The 19,901-nt window shown below is 70.8% G+C and carries 17 protein-coding genes; 7 read left to right on the top strand and 10 right to left on the bottom strand.

All coding sequences use genetic code 11. The annotated features are described in order from the left end of the window. The first annotated feature begins 2 nt into the window (after nucleotides 1–2). From tal to pgl, 4 genes are read left to right on the top strand one after another with little or no spacing between them, the layout of a single operon-like run. Nucleotides 3–1,121 carry a transaldolase gene (gene tal, locus ABZ876_RS09070; protein WP_361776639.1) on the top strand — a complete coding sequence of 373 codons (1,119 nt, stop codon included), beginning with the start codon at nucleotides 3–5 and terminating at the stop codon, nucleotides 1,119–1,121. A gap of 4 nt (nucleotides 1,122–1,125) precedes the next feature. Further along, entirely contained in the window at nucleotides 1,126–2,658 is a 1,533-nt protein-coding gene (zwf, locus tag ABZ876_RS09065) for a glucose-6-phosphate dehydrogenase (RefSeq protein WP_361776636.1), read from the top strand. Further along, nucleotides 2,655–3,731 (top strand): glucose-6-phosphate dehydrogenase assembly protein OpcA, encoded by a 1,077-nt coding sequence (gene opcA, locus ABZ876_RS09060; protein WP_361776633.1) that lies wholly within the window; start codon nucleotides 2,655–2,657, stop codon nucleotides 3,729–3,731. Before zwf ends, opcA begins: the two co-directional genes overlap by 4 nt. Next, nucleotides 3,728–4,510 carry a 6-phosphogluconolactonase gene (gene pgl / locus ABZ876_RS09055; RefSeq protein ID WP_361776630.1) on the top strand — a complete coding sequence of 261 codons (783 nt, stop codon included), beginning with the start codon at nucleotides 3,728–3,730 and terminating at the stop codon, nucleotides 4,508–4,510. The genes opcA and pgl overlap by 4 nt, the downstream gene beginning before the upstream one ends. Nucleotides 4,511–4,582: 72 nt before the next feature. On the opposite strand, the gene ABZ876_RS09050 is transcribed toward pgl, so the two are convergent. The 5 genes from ABZ876_RS09050 to ABZ876_RS09030 all read right to left on the bottom strand — a co-directional run bounded on the left by ABZ876_RS09050 (nucleotide 4,583) and on the right by ABZ876_RS09030 (nucleotide 11,274). Beyond that, a complete protein-coding gene (locus ABZ876_RS09050) occupies nucleotides 4,583–5,422 on the bottom strand; it encodes a carbohydrate ABC transporter permease (protein ID WP_361776627.1) in 840 nt (279 codons plus the stop codon). Then, nucleotides 5,419–6,780, bottom strand: coding sequence for an ABC transporter permease subunit (locus ABZ876_RS09045; protein ID WP_361776624.1), 1,362 nt, complete (start codon nucleotides 6,778–6,780; stop codon nucleotides 5,419–5,421). Before ABZ876_RS09045 ends, ABZ876_RS09050 begins: the two co-directional genes overlap by 4 nt. Before the next feature lie 6 nt (nucleotides 6,781–6,786). Further along, nucleotides 6,787–8,112 carry an ABC transporter substrate-binding protein gene (locus ABZ876_RS09040; RefSeq protein WP_361776621.1) on the bottom strand — a complete coding sequence of 442 codons (1,326 nt, stop codon included), beginning with the start codon at nucleotides 8,110–8,112 and terminating at the stop codon, nucleotides 6,787–6,789. 40 nt (nucleotides 8,113–8,152) lie between these two features. Further along, nucleotides 8,153–9,787: an alpha-amylase family glycosyl hydrolase gene (locus ABZ876_RS09035; RefSeq protein WP_361777010.1), complete on the bottom strand. Its 1,635-nt coding sequence runs from the start codon at nucleotides 9,785–9,787 to the stop codon at nucleotides 8,153–8,155. Nucleotides 9,788–10,002: 215 nt separating this feature from the next. Next, nucleotides 10,003–11,274 (bottom strand): ABC transporter substrate-binding protein, encoded by a 1,272-nt coding sequence (locus ABZ876_RS09030; RefSeq protein WP_361776618.1) that lies wholly within the window; start codon nucleotides 11,272–11,274, stop codon nucleotides 10,003–10,005. A gap of 121 nt (nucleotides 11,275–11,395) precedes the next feature. Between ABZ876_RS09030 and ABZ876_RS09025 the strand changes: the two genes are divergently transcribed. The 3 genes from ABZ876_RS09025 (at nucleotide 11,396) to ABZ876_RS09015 (ending at nucleotide 15,003) form a co-directional block, all read left to right on the top strand. After that, the gene (locus ABZ876_RS09025) at nucleotides 11,396–11,911 is read left to right on the top strand and encodes a PadR family transcriptional regulator (protein ID WP_361776615.1); all 516 of its coding nucleotides are present in this window, start codon (nucleotides 11,396–11,398) and stop codon (nucleotides 11,909–11,911) included. Then, nucleotides 11,908–12,657, top strand: coding sequence for an ABC transporter ATP-binding protein (locus ABZ876_RS09020; protein ID WP_361776612.1), 750 nt, complete (start codon nucleotides 11,908–11,910; stop codon nucleotides 12,655–12,657). The genes ABZ876_RS09025 and ABZ876_RS09020 overlap by 4 nt, the downstream gene beginning before the upstream one ends. A 63-nt stretch (nucleotides 12,658–12,720) precedes the next feature. Next, on the top strand, nucleotides 12,721–15,003 hold the full coding sequence (locus ABZ876_RS09015; protein WP_361776609.1) for an FtsX-like permease family protein: 2,283 nt from the start codon (nucleotides 12,721–12,723) through the stop codon (nucleotides 15,001–15,003). A 75-nt stretch (nucleotides 15,004–15,078) separates the two neighbouring features. Here the strand turns inward: ABZ876_RS09015 and pgi are convergent, their stop codons facing one another. From pgi to tpiA, 5 genes are all read right to left on the bottom strand, one after another. Next, nucleotides 15,079–16,731 (bottom strand): glucose-6-phosphate isomerase, encoded by a 1,653-nt coding sequence (pgi, locus tag ABZ876_RS09010; RefSeq protein ID WP_361776606.1) that lies wholly within the window; start codon nucleotides 16,729–16,731, stop codon nucleotides 15,079–15,081. Nucleotides 16,732–16,800: 69 nt separating this feature from the next. After that, entirely contained in the window at nucleotides 16,801–18,069 is a 1,269-nt protein-coding gene (locus tag ABZ876_RS09005; RefSeq protein WP_361776603.1) for an MFS transporter, read from the bottom strand. 134 nt (nucleotides 18,070–18,203) lie between these two features. Then, entirely contained in the window at nucleotides 18,204–18,539 is a 336-nt protein-coding gene (locus tag ABZ876_RS09000; RefSeq protein ID WP_078066843.1) for an RNA polymerase-binding protein RbpA, read from the bottom strand. 211 nt (nucleotides 18,540–18,750) lie between these two features. Beyond that, nucleotides 18,751–18,987: a preprotein translocase subunit SecG gene (gene secG, locus ABZ876_RS08995; protein WP_311697112.1), complete on the bottom strand. Its 237-nt coding sequence runs from the start codon at nucleotides 18,985–18,987 to the stop codon at nucleotides 18,751–18,753. Between the two features lie 131 nt (nucleotides 18,988–19,118). Further along, complete coding sequence (gene tpiA, locus ABZ876_RS08990; protein WP_361776598.1) at nucleotides 19,119–19,895, bottom strand: triose-phosphate isomerase; 777 nt, start codon at nucleotides 19,893–19,895, stop codon at nucleotides 19,119–19,121. Nucleotides 19,896–19,901 lie beyond the last annotated feature (6 nt).

Here is a 19,901-nt window from a genome sequence, read left to right as displayed (position 1 = left end):
CCATGACAGACGCACTCAAGCGCCTCTCCGAGGAAGGCGTCGCGATCTGGCTGGACGACCTGTCGCGCAAGCGGATCACGTCCGGCAACCTCGCCGAACTGATCGACCAGCAGCACGTGGTGGGCGTCACCACGAACCCGACGATCTTCCAGAAGGCGATCTCGTCGGGCGACGGTTACGAGCAGCAGCTCACCGACCTCGCCGCCCGCAAGGTCACCGTCGAAGAGGCGGTCCGCATGATCACCACGGCGGACGTCCGGGACGCCGCCGACATCCTGCGCCCGGTGTTCGACGCCACGCAGGGCCAGGACGGCCGGGTGTCGATCGAGGTCGACCCGCGGCTCGCGCACAACACCCGGGCCACCGTCGCCGAGGCCAAGCAGCTCGCCTGGCTGGTCGACCGCCCGAACACGCTGATCAAGATCCCGGCCACCAAGGCGGGCCTCCCGGCGATCACCGAGACCATCGCCAACGGCATCAGCGTCAACGTCACGCTGATCTTCTCGCTGGAGCGCTACCGCGAGGTCATGGACGCCTACATGACCGGCCTGGAGAAGGCCAAGGAGCGCGGCCTGGACCTGTCGAAGATCCACTCGGTGGCGTCCTTCTTCGTGTCCCGTGTGGACACCGAGATCGACAAGCGCCTCGACGAGCTCGGCACCGACGAGGCCAAGGCGCTGCGCGGCAAGGCGGCCATCGCCAACGCGGTGCTGGCGTACCAGGCGTACGAGGAGATGTTCAGCAGCGACCGCTGGGCCGCCCTGGACAAGGCGCAGGCCAACAAGCAGCGTCCGCTGTGGGCCTCCACCGGCGTCAAGGACCCTGCCTACAAGGACACCATGTACGTCGAGGAGCTGGTGGCGCCGAACACGGTGAACACCATGCCGGAGGCCACCCTGCTGGCCACCGAGGACCACGGCGAGATCCGCGGCAACACCATCGCCGGTAGGTACGAGCAGGCGCGCGCCGACCTGGACGCGGTCGAGAAGCTCGGGATCTCGTACAACGAGGTGGTCCAGCTCCTGGAGGACGAGGGCGTCGACAAGTTCGAGGCCTCCTGGAACGACCTCCTGAAGTCGACCGAGGCGGAACTCGAGCGCCTCGCCCCCTCGGAGGGCTGAGATCTTGACATCCGTACACGGAGCGAACCCGCTTCGTGACGCCGCGGACCGACGGCTCCCGCGTATCGCGGGGCCGTCGGGCCTGGTCATCTTTGGCGTTACGGGCGATTTGTCACGTAAAAAGCTGATGCCTGCGGTTTACGACCTGGCCAACCGCGGCCTGCTGCCGCCGGGCTTCTCGCTCGTCGGCTTCGCCCGCCGCGAATGGAAGGACGAGGACTTCGCGAAGGAGGTCCACGACGCGGTCAAGGAGCACGCCCGCACCCCCTTCCGTGAGGAGGTCTGGCAGCAGCTCATCCAGGGCATGCGCTTCGTCCAGGGCACCTTCGACGACGACGACGCGTTCGAGCGGCTGCGCGCCACCATCGAGGAGCTGGACAAGGCCCAGGGCACGGGAGGCAACTTCGCCTTCTACCTCTCGGTGCCGCCGCGGTCCTTCCCGGTCGTCATCCAGCAGCTGAAGAAGCACGGCCTGGCCGACCCCCCGGAGGGCTCCTGGCGCCGGGCCGTCATCGAGAAGCCCTTCGGCCACGACCTGAAGTCGGCCGAGGAGCTCAACAAGGTCGTGCACGAGGTCTTCGCCCCGGACCAGGTCTTCCGTATCGACCACTACCTGGGCAAGGAGACCGTCCAGAACATCCTGGCGCTGCGCTTCGCCAACCAGCTGTTCGAGCCGGTATGGAACAGGTCGTACGTCGACCACGTCCAGATCACGATGGCGGAGGACATCGGCATCGGCGGCCGGGCCGGCTACTACGACGGCATCGGCGCCGCCCGGGACGTCATCCAGAACCACCTGCTCCAGCTGATGGCGCTCACGGCGATGGAGGAGCCCTCCTCCTTCGACGCGGACGCGCTCGCCGCCGAGAAGACCAAGGTCCTCGGGGCCGTCCGGCTGCCCAAGGACCTCGGCCGCGCCACGGTGTTCGGGCAGTACGCGGCCGGCTGGCAGGGCGGCGAGAAGGTCATCGGGTACCTCCAGGAGGAGGGCATCGACCCGCAGTCGAAGACCGACACCTACGCCGCGATCAAGCTGCAGGTCGACAACCGCCGCTGGGCGGGCGTCCCCTTCTATCTGCGCACCGGCAAGCGGCTGGGACGCCGGGTCACCGAGATCGCGGTCGTCTTCCAGCGCGCCCCGCACTCCCCGTTCGACACCACCGCCACCGAGGAACTCGGGCAGAACGCGATCGTCATCCGGGTGCAACCCGACGAGGGCGTCACCGTGCGCTTCGGTTCCAAGGTGCCGGGTACGTCGATGGAGATCCGGGACGTCTCCATGGACTTCGCCTACGGCGAGTCGTTCACGGAGTCCAGCCCGGAGGCGTACGAACGGCTGATCCTGGACGTACTGCTCGGTGACTCGAACCTCTTCCCGCGCACCGAGGAGGTCGAGCTGTCCTGGAAGATCCTCGACCCGATCGAGGAGTACTGGGAGAAGCACGGCAAGCCCGCCCAGTACCCGGCCGGCACCTGGGGGCCCGTCGAGGCCGACGAGATGCTGCAACGAGACGGACGGAGCTGGCGCCGCCCATGAAGACGGATCTCACGGACACCACGGCCAGCAAGATCAACAAGGCGCTGGTGCAGGGCCGCCGCGCCATCGGCACCCCCGCCGTCGGCATGGTGCTCACGCTCGTCATCGTCACCGACGAGGAGAACGCCTACGACGCCCTGAGGGCCGCCAACGACGCGTCCCGCGAGCACCCCTCGCGCACCCTCGTGGTCATCAAGCGCGTCTCTCGTTCCCCGCGCGACCGCACGTCCTCCCGCCTGGACGCGGAGGTGCGGCTCGGCGCGGACGCGGGCACCGGCGAGACGGTCGTGCTGCGGCTGTACGGCGAGGTGGTCAACCACGCCGACTCGGTGGTGCTTCCGCTGCTGCTGCCGGACGCTCCCGTGGTCGTGTGGTGGCCGGTCAACGCCCCGCTCGACCCGGCCAACGACCCGCTCGGCGCGCTCGCGCAGCGCCGGGTCACCGACTCCTACACGGCCGAGGCGCCGGTGCGGGAGCTGAACGCCCGAGCCGACGCCTACACGCCCGGCGACACCGACCTGTCCTGGACCCGCATCACGCCGTGGCGCTCGATGCTGGCCGCCGCCCTCGACCAGGTCACCTGCGAGGTCAACGGCGTCGAGGTGGAGGGCGAGGAGTTCAACCCGAGCTGTGAGCTGCTCGCGATGTGGCTCGCGGACCGGCTCGACGTCCCCGTCAGGCGGTCCCTGTCCTCGGGTCCGGGCCTCACGGCCGTCCGGATGGACACGAGCTGCGGCCCGATCACGCTGGGCCGGGCGGACGGCTCGCTGGCCACGCTCTCCATCGAGGGGCAGCCGGACCGCGCGGTGGCGCTGAAGCGCCGCGACACCTCCGAGCTGATAGCGGAGGAGTTGCGCCGGCTCGACCCGGACGACACCTACGCGTCGGCGCTGCGGTACGGCGTGCACCGGCTGACCACCGCGGCCGAAGCGGCCCCGGCCGGCGGATCCGGGGCGCAGGAGCCCACGGCCGAGAGCGCGGTGCCGGTGGAGGCACCCGTGGAGACCGCCGCGAAGGCACCCGCGCAGAAGGCCGCACGGAAGGCCCCGACGAGGAAGGCGGCAGCGAAGTGAGCACTCCGCAGCTGGTGGTGCACCGCGACAAGGAACTGATGGCCCAGGCCGCGGCGGCCCGGCTGATCACGAAGATCGTGGACGCCCAGGCCTCGCGGGGCTCCGCCTCGGTGGTGCTCACCGGCGGCCGCAACGGCAACGGACTGCTCGCCGCGCTCGCCGCCGCGCCGGCCCGGGACGCCATCGACTGGGGCCGGCTCGACCTGTGGTGGAGCGATGAGCGCTTCCTGCCGGAGGGCGACCCGGAGCGCAACCACACCCAGGCGCGGGAGGCACTGCTCGACGCCGTCCCGCTGGACCCGAAGCGCGTGCACCCCATGCCCGCGTCGGACGGCCCGTACGGGAAGGATGTGGAAGCGGCGGCCGAGGCGTACGCGGCGGAGCTGGCCCGCGCCGCGGGCCCGGAGAACCACGGCGCGGTGCCCACCTTCGATGTGCTGATGCTCGGCGTCGGTCCGGACACCCACGTGGCCTCCCTCTTCCCGGAGATGCCCGCGGTGCGGGAGACGGAGCGGACGGTGGTGGGCGTGCACGGCGCTCCGAAGCCGCCGCCGACCCGGGTCAGCCTCACCCTGCCGGCCATCCGCTCGGCCCGCGAGGTGTGGCTGCTGGCGGCCGGCGAGGACAAGGCACAGGCCGTGGCGATCGCGCTGTCGGGCGCGGGCGAGATCCAGGCTCCGGCGGCCGGGGCGTACGGCCGGTCCCGCACGCTGTGGCTGCTGGACCGGACGGCGGCCGCGCAGCTGCCGCGATCGCTGTACCCCCCGGCGTCCCCCTGACGGACGGGGTTGCCGTGGCACGACGGACGGGCCGGTGACCGGCCCGTCCGTCGTGTCGTTCCTGGAGTGGGGCTACTTGACCGAACCCGCCATGACGCCCTGCACGAAGTGCCGCTGGAAGGCGAAGAACACCACCACCGGGACGATCAGCGACAGGAACGCCCCCGGCGCCAGGACGTCGATGTTGCTGCCGAACTGCCGTATCTGTGACTGGAGTTCGACGGTCAGCGGCTGGGAGGAGCTGTCGGCGAACAGCAGGGCCACCAGCATGTCGTTCCAGACCCACAGGAACTGGAAGATCGCGAGGCTGGCGATGGCGGGCCGCCCCACCGGCAGCACGAGCCGCGTGAAGATGCGCCACTCGCTCCCGCCGTCCATCCGCGCCGCCTCCAGCATCTCCTTCGGCATCTCCGCGAAGTAGTTCCGCAGCAGGAACACGGCGAACGGCAGACCGTAGGCCACATGGAAGAGGACCACTCCGGGAATGGTGCCGAACAGCCCCAGCTGCCCGAAGAGTTTGGCGACGGGCAGCAGACCGATCTGCACCGGCACCACCAGCAGCGCGACCACCACCAGGAAGAGCGGCTCGCGCCCCGGGAAGTCCAGCCAGGCGAAGGCGTATCCGGCGAGCGCCGCGATCACCACCACCAGTGCGGTGGCCGGCACGGAGATCAGCACCGTGTTCCAGAACGCCTGCGTCATCCCGGCGTTCTTCAGCAGCACCGAGTAGTTGTCGAAGGACAGCTGCCCGGGACTGGCCAGGGCCGTCCACCAGCCGCCCTTAGCGGTGTCCGCGGCGGACCGCAACGACGAGACGAACAGCCCCGCCAGCGGGGTGAGCCAGATCAGGCCGATCACCACGAGGACGGCCTGTACCAGCCCGTTGCCCAGGCCGCGCCTGACCGCGTTCATCGCTGACTCCTTCGGAAGCGGCGGACGTTGAACACCATCGCGGGGATCACAAGGACCAGGAGCAGCACCCCGAGCGCGCTGCCCAGCCCCTGGTTGTTGCCGCCGCCGAACGAGACCAGCCACATCTGGGTGGCGAGCACGGTCGCGTCCTCCTGCACCGGGCCGGGCGCGATGATGTAGACGAGGTCGAAGACCTTCATCACGTTGATGACGAGGGTCACGAAGACGACGGTCAGCACGGGGGCGAGCAGCGGCACGGTGATGCGCCGGAAGATCTGCCACTCGTTGGCCCCGTCCATCCGCGCCGCCTCCAGCGCGTCACGCGGCAGGGTGGACAGGCCCGCACCGATCAGCACCATCGCGAAGCCGGTCCAGATCCACAGATACGCCCCGATGATCGCGGGTGTGACCAGGGCGGGCCCGAGCCAGGAGACGCCCTGGTACGGCGGCGCGAAGTTCGCCGCCGGCAGCTTCACCGTGTACGTGCCGGAGGCCAGCTTCGTGAAGCGGAAGGAACCGTCGGACGCCGTCGTCGTGCTCGCCACGGTCCGCCCGTCGCGCAACGCCTCGACCTTCATCTCCGGCAGGCCGCTCTCCCGCCGGTCGACCTTGCCCTGCCGCCCTCCCCCGCCGGGCGTGAAGTCCAGATAGACGACTCCGCGCAGCTCGTCGGGGGCGGCCTTCCTCTCGGCCGCCGCGTAGGCGGGCGCGGCGCTGCCGGGCAGGTCCTTGGGCAGCACGCCGACCATCGGGAGCGTCACCGAGGCACCGGGCGACACGCCGTCGCCGGTCGTGTAGGAGCCGTCCCGGCCCTGGACGAGCCCCTGCCCCGGGCGGGCCCGGGCGGTCGGATAGGACGACGTCCCCTCGAAGGCGTCGTGGACCGACACCACGGCCGCGTTCAGCACGCCCTTGTTCGGGTCCTCGTCGTAGGCGAGCCGGAAGATGATGCCCGCGGCGAGGAAGGACACGGCCATCGGCATGAAGAGCAGCAGCTTGAACGCCGTGGCCCAGCGGACCTTCTCGACCAGGACGGCCAGGATCAGGCCCAGGCCGGTCAGCAGCGCCGGGGCGACGACGACCCAGATGGCGGTGTTGCGGATGGCCTTCAGGGTCGCCGGGTCGCGGAACATCTCGGCGTAGTTGCCGCCGCCCACGAAGCGGGTGCCGGAGGCGTCGAAGAAGCTGCGGCCGACGGAGAACAGCACCGGGTAGACGACGAGCGCGCCGAGCAGCAGCAGCGCGGGGAGGACGAACAGCAGGGCGACGGTCCGGCCGCGCCGTCGCGTGCGCCGCGTGCGGGCGGCGGACGCGACGGGCGGGGAACTCGCCTCTTTAGCGAGCGTGGTGGCGGTCATGACCGGTCAGCCCTGGTAGGCCTTGGCCGCCGCGGCCTCCAGTGCCGCCGCGGTCGCCTTGGGGTTCGACGGGTCGCGCAGGAAGTCCTGAAGGAGCTTCCACTCGCCGGCGCCCTTGGTGCCGCCGAAGGCGGCGGGCGCCTGGTCGGACATGTCGAAGCGGACCGAGTCCCCGGCGCCGACGAGGGACTTGGCGGTGGCGCGGGTGACGTCGTCGCCGTAGGCGGCGAGGTCGAGCTTCTTGTTCGGGGACAGGAAGCCGCCCGCCTTCGCCCACACGGCCGCCGCCTCGGGGGTCGCCAGGTACTCCAGGAGCTTCATTCCGGCCTTGGCGTTCTTGCCGTCCTTGAGGACGACCGCCGCGTCACCGCCGCTGACCACCGGCGCGGTGCCGCCGTCGACCCCCGGGAAGGGGAAGAAGTTCGCGTCCTTGCCGATGGACTTGCCGAACTGGTCGTGGGCCACACCGGCGACGAAGTCGCCCTCGTAGACCATGCCGGCCTCGGGCTTGGGTCCGAAGACCTTCTCGACGGAGCCCGGGAAGTCGGTGTTCAGGGCTTCCTTCTGGCCGCCCGCGATCAGCTGCTTGTCCTTGAAGAGCTTGCCGAGCGTGGTGAGCGCCTTGACCACGCTCGGGTCGGTCCACTTGAGCTTGTGCGCGGCGAGGGCGTCGTACTTCTCGGGTCCGGCCTGGGAGAGGTAGACGTTCTCGAACCAGTCGGTGAGCGTCCAGCCGTCCTGCCCGGCGACGGCGAAGGCGGCGAGACCGGAGTCGGAGACCGTGTGCCCGGCCTTGAGCATCTCGTCGTATGTCTTCGGCGCCTTGACGCCGGCCTGCGTGAGCGCGCCGGGGCTGTACCAGACGGTCGACTTGTGGGCGGCCTTGAAGTACAGGCCGTAGAGGGTGCCGTCGACGCTGCCGTACTTCTTCCAGACGGGCGCGTAGCCGGCGTCGACGGACTGCTGCGTGGTGGCCGACAGCGGCTTGAGCCAGCCCTTCTTCGCGAACTGCTGGAGCACGCCGACCTGCGGGACCATCACCACGTCGGGGGCGTTGCCGCCCTCGATCTTGCTGCCGACGACGGTGGAGACGTTGTCGCCGGTGGACACGAACTGCGTCTTGGCGCCGGTCTTCTCGGTGAACGCGTCCAGTACCTTCTGGAAGTTCTTCTGCTCGCTGCCCGACCAGACGCCGGCCACGGTGACCGTCTGGCCGCTGAGCGCCTTGTCGCCGCCGCCGGCGGAGACCGGTCCGCCGCCGCACGCCGTCGCGCCGAGCGCCAGCGCCAGGGCGGTGCAGCCGGTGAGGAGGGTGGTACGTCGTCGCATCATCGTTGATGTCCCTTCGGGGAGTTGGGAAAACTGAGCGGGATCAGAGGCCGAGGGCGTCGTCGCTGATCCACCAGGCGGCCGTGGAGCCGGTGAGCACTCCGGGCGGGCAGGGGCCGCTGGCCAGCAGCGGGGCGCCGGAGACGGGTGCGGGGGTGGGCGCGGTGCCGAAGTTGACGGCGCAGACCAGGCCGTCGCCGCGGACGAATCCGAGGACGCCGGGCGGAGTGTCCAGCCAGCGCAGGGTTCCCTCGCCCAACTGGGGCAGTGCCGCCCGCAGTTGGAGACCGTCGCGGTACAGGTGCCAGAAGGAGCGGGTGTCGGCGAGGGCCCGGTCGGTGGCGTGTTCTGCGAACCACTCGGGCTGCGGCAGCCAGGGCTTGGCACCCTCGGCGCCGGAGGTGAAGCCGAACGGGGACGCCTGCCCCGACCACGGCAGCGGCACCCGGCAGCCGTCGCGGATCCGGGCGCGGCTGCCGGTGCGGTGGAAGATCGGGTCGGTGAGGACGTCGTCGGGCAGATCGACGACCTCGGGCAGGCCCAGTTCCTCGCCCTGGTAGATGTACGCGGCCCCGGGCAGCGCCAGCATCAGCAGCGCGGCGGCGCGGGCCCGGGCGGGGCCGAGGCCACTGCCCTCGGTGGCGGGTTCTCCGTAGCGGGTGACCGTGCGGACCTGGTCGTGGTTGTTCAGGACCCAGGTGACCGTGGACCCCGTGCCGGCGATGTCCTGCATGGCCTCCGAGATCACCTTGCGGAAGGCGTCGGGGTCCCAGGGGGCGCTGAGCAGGTCGAAGAAGAACGCCTGATGCAGTTCGTCCGGGCGGACGTACCGGGCGTGCTCGCGGGCGGTCGGCACGGAGACCTCGCCGACCAGCAGGCGTTCACGGCCGTCCCGTGCGGTGTACTCCTCGCACACCGCCCGCCAGTGCCGCCAGACCTCGTGCACCTCGGGCTGGTTCCAGGCGAGCGGGTTGACCGAGTCGCGGGTGCGGGCGTCGACCTCCGGGTCCGGGGAGTCCGGCAGTTCGGAGTGCTTGAAGAGGCCGGCGGCGACATCGATGCGGAAGCCGTCCACGCCCCGGTCCAGCCAGAAGCGCAGCACCCGGTCGAACTCGGCGGCGACCTCGGGGGTGCGCCAGTTCCAGTCGGGCTGCTCGGGCGTGAACATGTGGAGGTACCACTGGCCGGGGCGGCCGTCGGACTCCGTGATCCGGGTCCAGGCCGGGCCACCGAACATGGCGTGCCAGTTGTTGGGCGGCTCGGTGCCGTCCGGGCCCCGGCCGTCGGCGAAGTGGAAGCGGGCGCGGGCCGGGCTGCCGGGCGGCGCGGCGAGCGCCTCGCGGAACCACGGGTGGTCGCTGGAGCAGTGGTTGGGCACGATGTCGAGCAGGACCTTGATGCCGAGCCGGTGGGCGGCCGTCATCAGCAGGTCGAACTCGGCGAGGTCGCCGAAGAGCGGGTCGACACCGCAGTAGTCGGCCACGTCGTAGCCGTGGTCGTGCTGCGGCGACGGGTAGAACGGGCTCAGCCAGATGCCGTCGACGCCGAGCTTCTTGAGGTACGGCAGCCCGGCCCTGACCCCGGCGAGATCGCCGATGCCGTCGCCGGTGCTGTCCAGGAAGCTGCGGACGTACACCTGGTAGATCACTGCGTCGCGCCACCAGTGGTGGGTGCGGATGCGCTCGAGACTCACCCCGTCGACCTGTCTGTGCGTGCGGGAAGGCCCAGGTCGTCCCAGGGCCAGCGGTTATGCATGCATGTTAAGTAGGGGTGTCGGGAAGGTGTCAATGAACAGGCGTAAGATGCTTGGAAGTTGGTCAGCTATATGCGTATATATCGGACCTCTTAAGTGCAAGAATGAGATCTCGCGTTACCTAACATGTAACTAACCGATCAGGAGTGAGAGATGGCGGCCAGCTCCCGCGCCAGCCGACGCACCGCGCTCTCGGGCGTCTCGTGCCCGGTCAGCGCGTCATGGACGACCGCCTGCACGGCCAGGCTCACCTGGTCGTAGCGTGGGCTCTTGGGACGCGGGGCGGCGGCGAGGACACTCGCGCGCAGGGTCGGCAGATACGGGAACCGCCGCACCAGTTCCGGATCGTCGTAGAGGGCGGCCCGCACGGGCGGCAGGGCGCCGCGGGTGAGGACCTGCCGCTGGACCCGTTCGCCGGTGAGGTAGGCGATCAGGCGCGCGGCGGAGTCCGGATGCCGCGCATGGGCGTTCACGGCCAGGTTGGAGCCGCCGAGGACACTGGTCCCCGGCCCGTGTGGCCCCGGCAGCGGTACGGCGCCGACCTTGCCGGCGACCTCGGACCCCCGGGCGGAGGCGCCGACGTACGCGTAGGGCCAATTGCGCAGGAAGAGCAGCCGGCCGTCCTGGAAGGCCTGTTTGGACTCCTCTTCCTTGTACGTCAGCGCCTCCTTGGGTATCCAGCCCTCGCGCACGCCGCGGGCGAGGAAGCCGATGCCCTCGCGGGCCGCGGCCGAGTTCACGGTGACGCGCTCACCCTCGTCGCCGAGGATCGTGCCGCCCGCCGAGTACACGGCCTCGGCCGCGTTGACGGTGAGGCCCTCGTACGGCAGGAACTGGCCCGCATAGCCTTCGAGCCCGTACTTCGGGGCGATGGTCTTGGCGTCCCGCTCCAGTTCCGCCCAGGTGCGCGGCGGAGCCACGCCCTCCTTGGCGAGGATGTCCTTGCGGTACAGCAGCAGGCCGGCGTTGGTGACGTAAGGGACCGCGTACAGCTGTCCGTCGTACGTCGCCGTGTCGACGACCGGCGGCAGGAAGCTCTTCAGCGGGAAACGGTCGCGCGGCAGCGGGCGTATCCAGCCGGCCGCCGCGAACTCCGAGGTCCAGGCGACGTCGATGTTGAGGACGTCGAACCGGCTGCGGTCGCCGCCGCGCAGGTCGGTCGTCATCTGCGCATGGGTCTCGTCCGCGGAGTCCGGCAGCTCGACAAGGGTGACCTTCTCGCCGGGGTGGGTACGATTCCAGCCCTGAAGGAGCGGGCCGAGGTAGCCGGTGAGATCGCCCGCGGTGGCGAGGGTCAGCGGGCCGCGGCCGCCCCCGAGCCCGCCGTCGGCACGGGCGCCGGAGGCGACATAGCCGGTCAGGACCACGGCGAGGACGAGGAGGCCCCTTCCGGCGGCGCGCATCCACCGCATAGGTTCCTCCCTGTACACCGGCACCGGGCACCCTCGCCCGGGGTCAGAGGCCATGTATACCTGTTAGGTATGGGCGATACTAGGGCCTGGAGCACATTACGAGGACAGGAGGACAGCACGAGTGCGCCTGCCCCTCCTGGCACTCCTGGCGCGTGGCCCCGCCCATGGCTACGAGCTCAAGCAGGACCTTGAGCAACTGCTGGGCTCCGCGTACCCTCAGCCGAACGTCGGCCAGATCTACGTAACCCTCGGCCGCCTCGAGAAATCGGGACTGATCGAGGGCGAGGAGGTCGAGCAGTCCAGCCGGCCCAACAAGAAGATCTACCACCTCACCGACGCCGGGCGGGAGGCGCTGCACGCCTGGTACGAGGAGACCGAGGACGAGCCGCGGGTGCGGGACGAGTTCTTCATGAAGCTGGCACTCGCTCCGCAGACCGGTCTAGCCGATCAGATCGCCCTGATCAACAAACAGCGGCGCCAGTACCTCAACACCATGCGCAGCCTGTCGAAACTGGCCGCCGCCGAAGACCGCGACAACCGGGTCGCCCATCTGCTGATCGAGGGCGCGATGCTGCATCTGCAGGCCGACCTCGACTGGCTGGAGCGGTGCCAGGAGGAACTGGAGGAGCTGGAGTGAGCGAGGGCCCCCCACCTCTGCTGCGGGCCGAGAGCCTCGTCAAGACCCACCATGGGGAGGGCGCGCCCGCGCATGCCGTGCGCGGGGTCGACCTGTGCGTGAGCCGGGGTGAGTTCGTGGCCGTCACCGGTCCCTCCGGCGCCGGCAAGTCGACGCTGCTGCACCTGCTGGGCGGGCTCCAGCGGCCGGACGCCGGACGTATCTGGCTGGACGGCGAGCCCACGGACTCCTACACGGAGGCACGCTGGGCCGTCGAGCGCAGAAAGCGCATCGGGATCGTCTTCCAGTTCTTCAACCTCGTCTCCAACCTGTCGGTCGCGGACAACGTCGAGCTGCCCGCGCTGCTCGCGGGTGCGCCGCCGAGGCAGGCGCGCGCCGGGCGGGAGGAGTTGCTGGCCGAGCTGGGCCTCACGGGCAAGGAGCGCAGCATGCCCGGTGAACTGTCCGGCGGCGAGCAGCAGCGTGTCGCGCTGGCCAGGGCCCTGGTCAACCATCCGCCGCTGCTGCTGGCCGACGAACCCGCGGGCAGCCTCGACAGCAAGGGCACCCGCGAGGTGATGCGGCTGCTCACCCGCTTCCACCAGCGTGGCCAGACCATCGTGCTGGTCACCCATGACGCCCGGCTGGCGAGCGCCGCCGACCGCGTGATCAGCTTCTTCGACGGCCGGATCGTCGACGACGCGAAGCTGGACGGCACGCCGTCCCGCCGGAGCGGGACGTCCGGTGTGCTGGAACTGAAGGACTGACCGCCGTGCACGACCGTCCGACGCCGAACCGTCTCACGCCCCGCGGGCCGAGGGGCTGACGCCGTGCGGGCCACTCTGCGCTGGGCGCACTCCGATCTGCGGACGCACCGCGGCGAGGCACTGTTCATGGTGCTCGCCACCGCCGGGGTCGTCGCCTCGCTACTCCTCGCCACGGCCCTGTTCGGGTATGCGACCAACCCCTGGCAGCGGATCTTCACCCAGGCGCACGGCGCGCATGTGTGGATTCACACCGGCCGCCTGGCCGACGCCTCGAAGCTGGGCCGGCTGGACGGTGTCGCATCCGTCGCCGGCCCCTACCCCACCGAGTCCACGACCGTCACCTCCCGCGGCACCCGGGCCTCGGTGGAACTGCGCGGCACGCTCCGCCGGCCGTCCGTCGGCCGGCCACTGCTCACCACGGGCCACTGGCTGAATCCGGCGGACCCCGGCGGCGTGGTGCTGGAGAGCCGGCTCGCCCGGGCGCTGCTGGCCGAACCCGGCGACACCCTGAGCGTGTCCGGGACGGCCCGGACGCTGACCGTCGTGGGCATCGCCGACAGCGCCGAACCCCGCTACAGCCAGGGTGAGCAGCCGGGGCTCGTCTGGGCGCTGCCCTCCGCCGTGCGGGACCCCGACGGCCAGGTCACCGGGCTGCGCCTGAGCGACCCCGAGGACACGGACTACGCCGTCCAGCGCGCCGTCACCGTCCTGGGTGCCGGTGCGATCAGCGAGGTCTCCACCTGGCAGCAGGCACGGGCCGAGGCGCAGGGCGAGAACCGGCTGCTGGGACAGGTCCTCGGCCTGTTCGGTCTGGGTGCGCTCGTCGCCGCGGGATGTGCCGTGCACGGGGCGATCGGCACCCGTATCCGGGGGCATCTGCGGGACATATCGGTCCTGAAGGCGATCGGCTTCACCCCCGGGCAGGTCGTCCGTGTCTTCCTGCTCCAGCATGTGGCGTACGCGCTGTTGGGGGCCGTGGCCGCGGCGGCGCTCACCCAGGTGCTGGGCGGCCGTATCCCGGGCCGCTTCGGGGACGCGGTCGGGGTGTGGCAGGGGCTGCCCGGGCACACCGTGGCACTGCTCACGGTGCCGGTGGGCGCGGTGCTGTTCATCGCCGCCACCACCGGGCTCGCGGCCTGGCGCGCCGGACGGGTGCCTCCGGTGCCGGTGCCACGGCCCGCGGCGCCGGTCGGCGGGCGCCTTACGGGCGTGGCCCGCGCGGCGCTCGGACTGCGGCTGCCGCCCGCGCTGGTGCTGGGCTGGCACCAGGCGTTCACGCGCCGTCCCCGGTCGCTGGCGGCGGTCGTCCGGCTGGCGCTGCCGCTGCTGCTGATCGTGGTGGCGATGAGCGCGTGGACCACCATCGACCGCTTCCACAGCAGGCCCGACGAGGTCGGCCTCGCCGCCGCCCTCACGGTCCGTCCCGACTCGGGACTCGGTGATGTTGCCGCCCGCTCCCTGCTGGAGGGCGATCCCCGGGTCGCCGCCGCCTACCCCGGCGTGGAGGTGGCGGCCCTCGTGCCGGGCCAGACGGCGACGATCGCCCTGCGCGGCCTCGGCACCCGGCAGGATCCCTACCCCTACGCCCTGGCCGAGGGCCGCCCCGCGCGGGGCTCCGACGAGGCGGTGGCCGGCCAGGGGCTGCTCGATCTGCTGGACGTGCGCGTCGGCGACTGGGTGCGGATGACGGTGGGCGACCAGCCGCAGATCCTGCACATCGTGGGCCGCAGCATCGAACCGGAGAACGCCGGGCGGGTCATCTCCACCTCGCTCGACACCCTTCGCGAGAACGACCCGGAACTGCACCCCACCCTCTATCAGCTCCGGCTCCGTCCCGGCGCCGACCCGCACGCGGTCGCCGACGCGCTGTCCCGGGCCGCCCACGGGCACCTGGACGTGCATCCGGTGGCGAACCCCGCGGACGGGCTGTCTCCGCTGCGCGGAGTCGTCGCCGGCCTGATCGCCGTTCTCGCGCTCATCGGGATCGTCGAGCTGCTGACCGCGATCGGCGGCACCGTCCGGGAGGGCGAGCGGGACCTGCTGGCGCTCAAGGCGATCGGCCTGTCCCCACGGCAGATCACCGGGATCACCGTCATGGCCACGGTCTGCACGGCCCTGGCCGCGGTCTGCGTCGGCACGGCGCTCGGCATTCCCCTCGCCCACTGGCTGATCAATGCCCAGGGCCGGTACAGCGGCATCGGTGCCGGTCTCGCCCAGATCCCGTCCCCGGTCCTTCTGATCCTGTTCGGCGCCGCCGCCGTGCTCGGCGCCGCCGCTCTCGCCGCCCTGCCCGCCTCCCGCGCGGCCCGCCGACGGCTCGCGGACACCTTGAGCGCGGTGGCCTGAGCGGGGAGCATGGTCACCCGGGAGTCCCGGGGAGCGGACGGCACCGTGCCGGCCGCTCCCCGGTCTCGGCGAGCGTCAACGGCCCCGCAGCTCCCGGTACTTGGCGACGAGGGTCTTGGTGGACTCGTCCAGCCCCGGGACCTCCGCGCCCTCGGTCAGCGCGGGCTCCACCCGCTTGGCGAGGACCTTGCCGAGTTCGACGCCCCACTGGTCGAAGGAGTCGATGTTCCAGATCGCACCCTGGACGAAGACCTTGTGCTCGTAGAGCGCGACGAGCTGCCCGAGCACCGACGGGGTGAGTTCCCTGGCGAGGATCGTAGTGGTGGGGCGGTTGCCCTTGAACGTCTTGTGCGGCACCAGCTCCTCCGGGACGCCCTCGGCACGCACCTCGTCCGGGGTCTTGCCGAAGCCCAGCGCCTGCGTCTGGGCGAAGAAGTTGGCCATCAGCAGGTCGTGCTGGGCGGCCAGGCCGGGCGCCAGCTCGGCGACGGGCTCGGCGAAGCCGATGAAGTCGGCCGGGACCAGCTTGGTGCCCTGGTGGAGGAGCTGGTAGTAGGCGTGCTGCCCGTTGGTGCCCGGCGTACCCCACACGACCGGCCCCGTCTGCCAGTCGACCTCCTTGCCGTCCCGGTCCACGGACTTGCCGTTGGACTCCATGTCCAGCTGCTGGAGGTAGGCGGTGAACCTGGACAGGTAGTGCGAGTACGGCAGCACCGCGTGCGACTGGGCATCGTGGAAGTTGTTGTACCAGATGCCCAGCAGGCCCAGCAGCAGTGGCACGTTGGCCTCGGCGGGTGCCGTGCGGAAGTGCTCGTCGACGGTGCGGAAGCCGTCGAGCATCTCACGGAAGCGGTCCGGCCCGATGGCGATCATCAGGGAGAGGCCGATCGCCGAGTCGTAGGAGTAACGGCCGCCGACCCAGTCCCAGAACTCGAACATATTGGCCGTGTCGATGCCGAACTCCTCGACCTTCGGCGCATTCGTCGACAGGGCCACGAAGTGCCGGGCCACGGCTTCCTGACCGGCCTTCAGCTCCCCCAGCAGCCAGGCGCGCGCCGAGGTCGCGTTGGTGATCGTCTCGATGGTGGTGAACGTCTTCGAGGCGATGATGAACAGCGTCTCCGACGCGTCCAGGTCCCGGACCGCCTCGTGCAGGTCGGCGCCGTCCACGTTGGACACGAAGCGGACCGTCAGACCGCGGTCGGTGTAGGCGCGCAGGGCCTCGTACGCCATCGCCGGGCCCAGGTCGGAGCCGCCGATACCGATGTTGACGACGTTCTTGATGCGCTTGCCGGTGTGGCCGGTCCACTCGCCCGAGCGGACGCGGTCGGCGAAGGCGCTCATCTTGTCCAGCACCGCGTGGACCTTGGGGACGACGTTCTCCCCGTCGACCTCGATGACGGCGTCGCCCGGGGCGCGCAGCGCGGTGTGCAGGACCGCACGGCCCTCCGTGGTGTTGATCTTCTCACCGCGGAACATGGCGTCCCGGAGGCCGAACACGTCCCGGGCGGCGGCCAGCTCGCGCAGCAGCCGCAGCGTCTCGTCGGTGACCAACTGCTTGGAGTAGTCGACGTACAGATCGCCGACCTCGAGGGTGTACCCGCTGCCGCGCCCGGGGTCAGCCGCGAACAGGTCGCGCAGCCGCACCTCGCCGAGTTCCTCGCGGTGCTTGGCCAGAGCGGTCCACTCGGGCATCTGATTGAGCCGGGTACGGCTGTCTGCGTTCATCTCGGACTTCAGCCTTCTTCCTTGCCAGTGCTGCGTACCTCACCCCGCTGCCGGTCCCAACCTAATTGATCAGGGTGCGCGGTGACCCGGTGTCGCGCCGTCGTCCGGCACAACAACAGGTACGTCGCGATGGCGCAGGGGTATCAGCGCCGTGACGGACAGGACGAAGAAGGCGGCAGCGAGCAGGACCGGTGTGTTCGGGCCCCAGGCGGTGGCGACGGCGCCGCCCAGCAGGGCACCCAGCGGGGCTCCGGCCACGGCCAGTGTGCGGAAGGCGGAACCGACCCGGCCCAGCAGTGCGGCGGGGGTGCGCTGCTGCATCAGCGTCGTCGTGTTGACGTTCCACACCATCCCCATGAGCCCGAAGACACCGAGGGCGGCCACCAGCACAGGCAGACTGCGCACGGAACCCATGACGATCAGGGAACCGGTCTGCACCGTCCCTGCGGCCAGGACCGCTCCCGGACGGCCGAGACGGGCCACGAGCGGGCCGTTCACCGCCGCACCGGCCAGGCTGCCGACGGCGTACGCCGTGCCCGCCGCCGCGTACCCCCCGGGACCGGCGTCCAGCCAGCCGGTCACCACGATCACCAGGGTGGCGACCAGCGCGCCCACCCCGACGTTGCACAGGGCCGTGGCGGCGCACAGCCCGCGCAGGGCCCGGTCGCGCCCCAGCGTGCGCAGGCCGTCGGCGATCTCCCGGCGCAGGGTGCCGCCCGACGCTCTCGGCTCCCGCTCGCGCCGGGTGACCCGCAGGGAGGCGACCAGCAGGGCCGCCGCCAGGAAGGTGCCCGCGTCCGTGACGAAGGGGACGGCGGCCCCCGCCGCGAGGAGCAGCGGTACGGCGGGGCCGGCCAGCAGGCCGCCCGCGATCCGCTGGCCGGTCATGAGCCGGGTGTTGGCGCTGCCGAGTGCCTCGCGGTCCACCAGGCCGGGCAGCAGCGCCGTCGCGGCGTTGTCGAAGAGGGTCTCGAGGGCGGTCAGCGCGAAGGCCAGCGCGAGGAGCAGGGCGATCGAGGCGTGCCCCGTCATCACGGCCAAGGCGAAGCACCCGACCAGCACCCCGCGCACCGCGTCCACCGTCCACATCGCGCGCCGTTGGTCGACGCGGTCCGCGACGGCCCCGCCGAGCAGCCCGAAGACGATCCAGGGCAGATAGCCGCAGGCGGTGACCGAGGCGATGAGCAGCGGCCGGTCCGTCAGCCTGACGGCGAGCAGCGGCAGCGCGGCCCCGCGCAGGGCGTCACCGAAGCTGGAGAGCACGGCGGCACTCCACAGCCGCCCGAACCCTCCGCGCCAGGCGGGCGCACGCGCGCCCGTCACCTCCACCGTCGTCACGTCTCCCCCTCACGATTCGCTGATGCACAAACCGTAGAGGGCACCACTGACAGTCGCGGTGGAGGCGGTCCGCCGCCGGTCGGGGGAAAACGGCTCCGGCCGGGCACCGCACGGTGTCCGGCCGGACTGAACTTCTAGATCTCGCCCCGCAGTTTGGCGAGCGCCTCGGCGAGGATCGCCTCGCCGTCCGCGTCGCTGCGCCGCTCCCGCACATAGGCGAGGTGCGTCTTGTAGGGCTCGGTACGCGGCGGGTCCGGCGGGTTGTCCCGGTCCTGTCCCGCCGGAAAGCCGCAGCGCGGGCAGTCCCAGGTGTCGGGAACCTGCGCGTCGCTGGCGAAGCTCGGCTGGGTCTCGTGCCCGTTGGAGCACCAGAAGGAGACGCGCAGACGCGGCGCGGACTCGCCGCGCTCGGCCTCGCCCATCGGCCCCGCCCCGACCCGGCTTCCTCGGATCGCGTTGCCACTTGCCACGGTCGTAACTCCCTGCGTGATGGTGCCGCGAAGCGAGTCGGCGTTTCGCTTCGCCGCGAGCGCCTCAGTCTACGTAAGGCCCAACGCGCGTCCAGTGATGGGAGTTACCCCCGCCCCCAGACGCAAGCCCCATGATAGGCCGCGTCCGAAGACCCGTACCGGACATGGGGCGTTACGTGCTTTATGTGCGGTCCGCCGAAGGCGACCGGCGCTAGCTCTTGACCTTCATCAGGATGCCGAGCACCACGATGCACGCCAGCCAGAGGAGACCGATCACGATGGTGATCCGGTCGAGGTTGCGCTCGGCGACCGACGAGCCGCCGACGGAGGACTGCATGCCGCCGCCGAACATATCGGAGAGGCCGCCGCCCTTCCCCTTGTGCATCAGCACCAGCAGCATCAGCAGCAGGCTGAAGATGATCAGGGCGATCGAGAACCCCAAAACCACGGCTGGACCAACTTCCTCGGAATCGGATGGACGACGGGGGCACGGTGGAAGACCACCATGCCCCCGCAAGGGTACGACGGATCGCCCCTAGGACACACTCACGGCCGCCTGGTTCGCCTCCGTGGTGCCGATCACTGGTCGCGGAAGCGGACGATCTTGACGAACTCGTCGGCGTCCAGCGAGGCGCCCCCGATCAGGGCACCGTCGATGTCCGGCTTTGCCATGATTTCCGCCACATTGCTCGACTTCACGGAGCCGCCGTACTGGATGCGGACCTTCTCGGCGACGTCCTGCGAGTACAGCTCGGCGATCTTGCCGCGGATCGCCGCGCAGACCTCCTGGGCGTCGTCGGCGCCGCAGACCTTGCCGGTGCCGATGGCCCAGACGGGCTCGTAAGCGATCACGATGGACTCGGCCTGCTCGGCCGGGAGGTCCTTGAGCCCGCCCTCGACCTGCGTGAGCGTGTGCCCGACGTGGTTGCCGGCCTCGCGGACCTCCAGCTCCTCACCGACGCACAGGATCGGGATCAGGCCGTGCCTGAAGGCGGCCTTGGCCTTGGCGTTCACCAGCTCGTCGGTCTCACAGTGGTACTGCCGGCGCTCGGAGTGGCCGATCACCACGTAGGTGCACTTCAGCTTGGCCAGCATCGAGCCCGAGATCTCGCCGGTGTAGGCGCCGGAGTCATGGGCCGAGACGTCCTGGGCCCCGTACTTGATCTTCAGCTTGTCGCCGTCGACCAGTGTCTGCACGGAGCGCAGGTCGGTGAAGGGCGGCAGGACGGCGACCTCGACGGCCTCGTAGTCCTTGTCGGCCAGGGCGAAGGCGAGCTTCTGGACGTGGGCGATGGCCTCGAGGTGGTTGAGGTTCATCTTCCAGTTGCCCGCCATCAGCGGCGTGCGGGTGCTCATCGAGGT

This window comes from Streptomyces sp. NPDC046931, assembly GCF_040644655.1.
Taxonomy (GTDB): Bacteria; Actinomycetota; Actinomycetes; order Streptomycetales; family Streptomycetaceae; genus Streptomyces.
This window is presented reverse-complemented; position numbering and strand designations above follow the sequence as displayed.

Bases quoted from the DNA above. Each gene is read 5' to 3' on its own strand.
- tal (WP_361776639.1), top strand. From the start codon at position 3: ATGACAGACGCACTCAAGCGCCTCTCCGAGGAAGGCGTCGCGATCTGG.
- opcA (WP_361776633.1), top strand. From the start codon at position 2,655: ATGAAGACGGATCTCACGGACACCACGGCCAGCAAGATCAACAAGGCG.
- ABZ876_RS09050 (WP_361776627.1), bottom strand. From the start codon at position 5,422: ATGAACGCGGTCAGGCGCGGCCTGGGCAACGGGCTGGTACAGGCCGTC.
- ABZ876_RS09045 (WP_361776624.1), bottom strand. From the start codon at position 6,780: ATGACCGCCACCACGCTCGCTAAAGAGGCGAGTTCCCCGCCCGTCGCG.
- ABZ876_RS09040 (WP_361776621.1), bottom strand. From the start codon at position 8,112: ATGATGCGACGACGTACCACCCTCCTCACCGGCTGCACCGCCCTGGCG.
- ABZ876_RS09030 (WP_361776618.1), bottom strand. From the start codon at position 11,274: ATGCGGTGGATGCGCGCCGCCGGAAGGGGCCTCCTCGTCCTCGCCGTG.
- pgi (WP_361776606.1), bottom strand. From the start codon at position 16,731: ATGAACGCAGACAGCCGTACCCGGCTCAATCAGATGCCCGAGTGGACC.
- tpiA (WP_361776598.1), bottom strand. From the start codon at position 19,895: ATGAGCACCCGCACGCCGCTGATGGCGGGCAACTGGAAGATGAACCTC.